The sequence below is a fragment of the Bradyrhizobium sp. TM233 genome (assembly GCF_036247965.1).
GTDB lineage: Bacteria > Pseudomonadota > Alphaproteobacteria > Rhizobiales > Xanthobacteraceae > Bradyrhizobium > Bradyrhizobium ottawaense.
Genome location: NZ_BTIG01000082.1, coordinates 1 through 4244, shown reverse-complemented (window position 1 = coordinate 4244; position 4244 = coordinate 1). Strand labels below are relative to the sequence as shown.

The following is a 4244-nucleotide window of genomic DNA, read 5'->3' as shown; positions in this document are numbered from 1 at the left end:
CGAACGCCGCCGCGATCGCCGCCGCAGCGCCGCAGCCGACCATCAGGCGCAGATCGTTGCGGCGCAGATTGAAGAACTTGCCGAACAGCGAGGCGATCCCCGAGCCGATCTGGGTATAGCCCGCCTCGAGGCCGACCGAGGCGCCGCAGCCGTTGGAGATCAGCGTCTGGCTCGACACGATGACGCTGTCCCGCATCGACAGATTGCCGCCGCGCAGCGCGTTGGCCTCGATCGGGTCGACCGCGCTCGAGATCTTCATCCGCCGCCGCGACCATTCCATGATGCCGAGCGCCAATCCGCCGAGCGCAGGCGCGATCAGTGCCGCCCAGGGGCTGACCCGGGCGTTGGCAGAGAGGCGGACGTCGACCGGAATGCCGTAGATGACCATATGGGCGATCTGCGCGATCTCGGCCATCAGCGTCACGATGGCGCCGGCCAGCGTGCCGATCACCAGTGCGAGCGGGATGAGATAGAACTCGTTGCTGCGCAACAGCGCGCGCAGCCGAACCATGACGCGGTTAGATCCCTTGCGATCGGTGAGATGTCTGATCCGCGCGAACACCGTCCGCCCTAACCTTCCGACAGGCCGTAGCCGGCCATGCGCTGGCGGACCCGCTCGATCTCCTCGCTGGGGAGCAGCGGCGGTTTCCCGATCTGGAGGCAGCCGTGATATTGCCGCGCCAGCGTCTCGACCTCGACGGCGAGCCACATCGCCTTGTCCAGCGTCTTGCCGATCGCGATCATGCCGTGATGGTCCAGCAGGCAGGCCAGCCGCCCCTCCAGCGCCCGCACCGCATGCTCGGACAGCTCCACGGTTCCGAACGTCGCATAGGGCGCGCAGCGGATGCTGTCGCCGCCGGCCGCCGCGATCATGTAGTGCACCGGCGGAATCGCCATGCCCATGATCGCCAGGATGGTGCAATAGGTCGGATGGGCGTGCACGACGGCATTGACGTCACCCCGCGACTTCAGGATGTCGCGATGAAAGCGCCATTCGCTCGACGGCTTCTGATCGGGCGCATGTGTGCCGTCCATGGCCATGAAGACGATCTGGTCCGGCGTCATGGCCTCATAGGGCACGCTGGTCGGCGTCACCAAAAGCCCGTCCACATGCCGGACAGAGATATTGCCCGAGGTGCCCTGGTTGATGCCGAGCGCGTTCATGCGCCGGCAGGCGTCGATGATGGCCTGTCTCTTGGCGAGCTCGTCCGTTGTCATCGACATCCCGACTTCCTGACGATGGGCTTGTTAGACCCGAAGTACGTCAAAGCAATATGGCAGTGCAAGCGAAAGCGGCCCGGATCCAGTGCCACCTTGTCACCCCTCCTGCCAAATCACCAAATGGACGGCAAAATCAACGAATTCACGGATTGTCGCAGCCTTACGGCAGGCTGGTCCTGACGGCCGCAATCCCGTTGATCACGAACTGCACGGAATAGGCGGCGAGCAGCATGCCGAGGACGCGCGAGAGCACGGCATTTCCGGTGCGTCCGAGGGTCTTCGCGATCAGGTGGGCCGAGACGAAGCACAGCATGCAGAGCAGGCAGACGCAGAGGACGACCGCGATGATCACCGCGAGCCTCGCCCCATAGCCGGCATCGCCCGACAGCAGCAGCGTGGTCGCAATCGCGCCGGGGCCGGCCATCATGGGGATGGCCAGGGGAAACACCGCGACGTCGGAGGCGTGCTCGGACGTCGCCTTGTCGGCCTCGCGGGCCTCGCGATGCGGACGATCGCCGAAGATCATCTGGTAGGACACGCCGAACAGCAGCAGCCCGCCGGCGATCTGGAAGGCGGGGATGCCGATCCCGAGCTGGCGCAGCAGCCAGTTTCCGACCAGCGCGATCACCACCAGGATCGAGGCCGCGATCAGCGGCGCGCGCAACGCGATGGTTCGTTTGACCTTGTCGGGCATGCCGGCGGTCGCAGCGAGGAAGGCCGGCGCAAGGCCGACCGGATCGACAACCAGCAGCAGCGTCACGAAGGCGGACAGGGCGAAATCGAGCATTGCCGGTGTGGTCCTCGGGCGCTGGAACGATGGCTTCCGGGCAGACTTAGCCCAGCAAAGCCGCTTTGGAAATCACTGGAGACGACAATGAGCGACAGTGGAATCGGAATGCTCCTCGGACACCTCTCGGCCAACCTGCTCTGGCTCTGGTTCATCGGGGCCTTCGTGCTCGGCGGGGCGCTCGTCTATGGCGTGATGAAGGCCGGCCACCTCAGGCGCAGCGAGCGGGCTCAGCTCGATCGCAACACCGAGGCACGGCAGCGCCAGGAAGATCCCTACAAGCGCCCGACCTGAACGATCGCCGCGCGCGCCGGTTGCAGTTTGGAACTTTCGTTCTCCAAACGGCTTTGATGGGCTGAGGATTGGGGAAGGAGATGCCTTCCCGTGTCACCTCAAGAGGAGGACATATGGCTAAACGAGCGAAGAAACGCGCACCCAAGAAGACCGCAGCGCGCCGACCGCGTCAGGCGCCGAAGATGCTCAGCGACCTGTTTCTGGAGACGCTGAAGGACATCTATTTCGCCGAGAACAAGATCATCAAGACCCTGCCCAAAATGGCCAAGGCTGCAAACTCGAAAGAACTCGCGGCGGCCTTCAACAAGCACCTGCGCGAGACCCAGGGCCAGGTCAAGCGTCTCGACCAGATCTTCAAGATGCTGGGCAAGCCTGCACGCGGCAAGCCCTGCGAGGCCATCAACGGCATTACCGATGAAGGCGCCGAGATCATGAAGGACTTCAAGGGCGCGCCGGCGCTCGATGCGGGACTGCTCGCGGCCGCGCAGGCGGTCGAGCACTACGAGATCTCCCGCTATGGCACCTTGCGCACCTGGGCCGAGGAGCTCGGCATGCAGGACGCAGCAAGGCTGCTTCAGGCGACGCTCGACGAGGAAGAGGCGACCGATCACACCCTGACCGAGCTCGCGACGTCCGTGATCAACCTCGAGGCGGAAGAAGAGTACCGCGCCGCGGCCTGACCCGCGCCCCAGCCGATGACGAAACGCCGCGGCGACTGCCGCGGCGTTTGCTTTTGCGATCGCACGACGGCGCATGGCACGTCAGCGCCAACGCACTGGATTTCCGGGGAACGAGCCCCATATGCAGGCTTTCCCACCCCTGAGCCCGCATCATGCAACCGAAAAATCCCCTCGACTGGATGCTGTCCGAAGCCCTGGACCAGCTGACGCGCGCCGATCGGCTGCGCCAGCAGTTCGGCCGCCAGGAAGCCTGCTGGGAGCCGCCGATCGACGTGCTCGAGACCGAGCAGGAGCTGTTGATCCTGGTGGCGCTTCCCGGTGTCAATCCGGACAATGTCGAGACGGTCATTCATGACGGCGTGCTCGTCGTCTCCGGCCAGCGCACCCTTCCGCCGGAGCTTCGCAACGCCCGCATCCACCGGCTCGAGCTGCCGCAGGGCCGCTTCGAGCGACGCATCGCGCTTCCGCTCGGCCGCTACGCCATCAGCCGCTTCGTGATGGACGGCTGCGTCGCGCTGCGTCTCGCCAAATCCTGAGGTCGATCATGGCCACCGAACAGATGAACAACGAACAGACCAATAACGACGTGAAGATCCCCGAGGACGCGCTGATCATCATCCCCGTGCGCGAGATGGTGCTGTTCCCCGGCGCCATCGCGCCGATCGCGATCGCGCGGCCGAAGTCAGTTGCCGCCGCACAGCAGGCGCTGCGCGAGCAGCGGCCGATCGGCATCGTCCTGCAGCGCAGTCCCGAGACCGACGAGCCGGGGCCGGACGATCTCTACCGGGTCGCGACCATCGCCAACATCGTGCGCTATATCACCGCGCCCGACGGCACCCATCACATCGTCTGCCAGGGCGTGCAGCGTGCGCGCATCCTCGACTTCCTGCCGGGGACGCCGTTCCCGGCCGCGCGGATCCAGCAGATTCCGGAGCCGACCACGACTTCGCCGGAGATCGAGGCGCGCGCGCTGAACCTGCAGCGCCAGGCGATCGAGGCGATCGAGCTGCTGCCGCAGGCCCCGCCCGAGCTGGCCGCGATGTTCCAGGGCACCACTGCGCCGGGCGCGCTGGCCGATCTGGCGACCTCGTTCATGGACATCAAGCCGCAGGACAAGCAGGAGGTGCTGGAGACCATCGACCTCGCCTTGCGCGTCGAGAAGGTGTCCAAGCATCTGGCCGAGCGGCTGGAAGTGCTGCGCATCAGCAACGAGATCGGCCAGAAGACCCGCGCCAGCTTCGACGAGCGGCAGCGCGAGGCGA

General features: G+C 65.6%; 7 protein-coding genes. 4 read left to right on the top strand and 3 right to left on the bottom strand.

Annotated elements, in window-relative coordinates; all coding sequences use genetic code 11:
- The 3 genes from AABA86_RS33635 to AABA86_RS33625 form a co-directional block, all read right to left on the bottom strand.
- On the bottom strand, positions 1-562 hold a 562-nt coding region (locus AABA86_RS33635; RefSeq protein ID WP_338309794.1), incomplete at its 3' end, for a chloride channel protein.
- 8 nt (positions 563-570) lie between these two features.
- Complete coding sequence (locus tag AABA86_RS33630; RefSeq protein ID WP_212250328.1) at positions 571-1224, bottom strand: L-fuculose-phosphate aldolase; 654 nt, start codon at positions 1222-1224, stop codon at positions 571-573.
- A gap of 157 nt (positions 1225-1381) precedes the next feature.
- Entirely contained in the window at positions 1382-2008 is a 627-nt protein-coding gene (locus tag AABA86_RS33625; protein WP_212250330.1) for a MarC family protein, read from the bottom strand.
- Positions 2009-2095: 87 nt separating this feature from the next.
- On the opposite strand from AABA86_RS33625, the gene AABA86_RS33620 reads away from it, so the two are divergent.
- The 4 genes from AABA86_RS33620 to AABA86_RS33605 form a co-directional block, all read left to right on the top strand.
- Positions 2096-2302 carry a hypothetical protein gene (locus AABA86_RS33620; RefSeq protein WP_212250332.1) on the top strand — a complete coding sequence of 69 codons (207 nt, stop codon included), beginning with the start codon at positions 2096-2098 and terminating at the stop codon, positions 2300-2302.
- A 113-nt stretch (positions 2303-2415) separates the two neighbouring features.
- The gene (locus AABA86_RS33615) at positions 2416-2982 is read left to right on the top strand and encodes a YciE/YciF ferroxidase family protein (RefSeq protein WP_212250334.1); all 567 of its coding nucleotides are present in this window, start codon (positions 2416-2418) and stop codon (positions 2980-2982) included.
- Between the two features lie 152 nt (positions 2983-3134).
- The gene (locus tag AABA86_RS33610; protein WP_212250336.1) at positions 3135-3518 is read left to right on the top strand and encodes an Hsp20/alpha crystallin family protein; all 384 of its coding nucleotides are present in this window, start codon (positions 3135-3137) and stop codon (positions 3516-3518) included.
- Positions 3519-3526: 8 nt separating this feature from the next.
- Positions 3527-4244 (top strand): LON peptidase substrate-binding domain-containing protein (locus AABA86_RS33605; RefSeq protein WP_338309793.1); only part of this gene is annotated, 718 nt, incomplete at its 3' end.